Source organism: Methanoculleus sp. DTU007, from assembly GCF_001512385.1.
In the GTDB taxonomy this organism is placed as follows: domain Archaea; phylum Halobacteriota; class Methanomicrobia; order Methanomicrobiales; family Methanoculleaceae; genus Methanoculleus; species Methanoculleus thermophilus.
Genome location: NZ_LFRO01000026.1, coordinates 1 through 1,265 on the forward strand (window position 1 = coordinate 1; position 1,265 = coordinate 1,265).

General features: G+C 66.2%; 1 protein-coding gene and 1 pseudogene. Both read right to left on the reverse strand.

Annotated elements, in window-relative coordinates; all coding sequences use genetic code 11:
• Positions 1 to 760, reverse strand: a 760-nt coding sequence (locus ACI94_RS02585) for a DUF5518 domain-containing protein (protein ID WP_286681055.1), incomplete at its 3' end; no start/stop codon positions are given.
• A 160-nt stretch (positions 761 to 920) separates the two neighbouring features.
• A pseudogene (locus ACI94_RS02590) lies at positions 921 to 1,265 on the reverse strand (hypothetical protein); the annotation flags it as partial.

Consider the following 1,265-nt stretch of genomic DNA (forward strand, 5'->3'; position numbering starts at 1 on the left):
CAACCGCGCCGGCAACCCCCCCGGCGGTCCCGAGGAGGGTGAAGAAGTATACCAGGGCGATCACGACCATCCCCTCGAACACGCCGGCAAACCCGAAATCGTGCAGCGCGGTCCAGAGCAACGGGATGAAGAAGAGGAGGCCGGCCCCGAAGAGTGCCGCGACAAAACCGGCCTTCAGGCCATCTTTCGGCCTGTCCCCGGAGGCATACCCCGCGATGAATCCGCCGGCAAACGGTGCGGCCACGACCAGCAGCAGACTGAGAAGACCGGATACGAGGGCAAAGCCGGTGGCGACGACCAGCAGACCGGGTGCGAGGGCCAAACCGACGATGGCGGCCGTGCCGACGGCGATCCCGTTCCGCCCGCCCCGCTCGCCCGCCCCGGCGGCACCGTCTCGTTGGAGAGCGCTGCGCGCTGCTCTTCCCGTTGCCCCGCCGATGGCGTTGTAGGGGAGGAGGAGCCCCGTGAAGATCAGGACGTAGAACGCAAAGGTTGACAGGACTGAAGGGTCTTCCGCCGCGAGGCTCGTGAAAGCCGCCGCGATCAGCGCCACGATCACGCCACAGACGGCGCCGGCAACCGCGCCGTCCTTCGCCGTTCCCGGGGTGAAGAGACCGGCGATGAAACCCCCGCAAAAGAGGAAGGCCACCGTCACGACCGGGTCCGGGAGGAGACCCGACCGGCCGAGAAGAAAGAGGCCGCCGCCTGCCACCGCTCCCGGAATCACCCCGGAAAATCGGCGAGCGTCGAATGAGACCATGGGAGACTCTCACCGTACCGTGCGATAGGCTTTCCGATTTGCCCCGGCCGCCCGTAGGCTTATCGGGTGGTGCATTGGCAAATCTCAAGACGGTGGATATGGACCTCTACAAGATCGCGAGCAAATTTTACGGGGGGTGAGGGGAGCCTCCCCTTAATCCTCAGGCCCTTTCAAGTTCTTGTCCTGCTCTTTTCCCGAAACTCTGCCGCACAACCGCGCCGGCAACCCCCCCGGCGGTCCCGAGGAGCGGAAAGAGCAGTCCCAGCGCGATGGCGACCATCCCGGCAAGCCCGGCGGCGAACCCCGTTCCATGGGACGCCGTCCAGAGCATCGGGAGCAAGAAAAGACCGGTCCCGAAGAGCGCCGCGACAAGCCCGGCCTCGAGGCCGTCTTCCGGCCGGGTCCCGGCGGAATATCCTGCGATGAATCCGCCGGCGAGCGGAACGATCACGACGAACGGGGCGATAAAGACGAGCACGAGAGCCGAACCGGCGATGACGGCCGT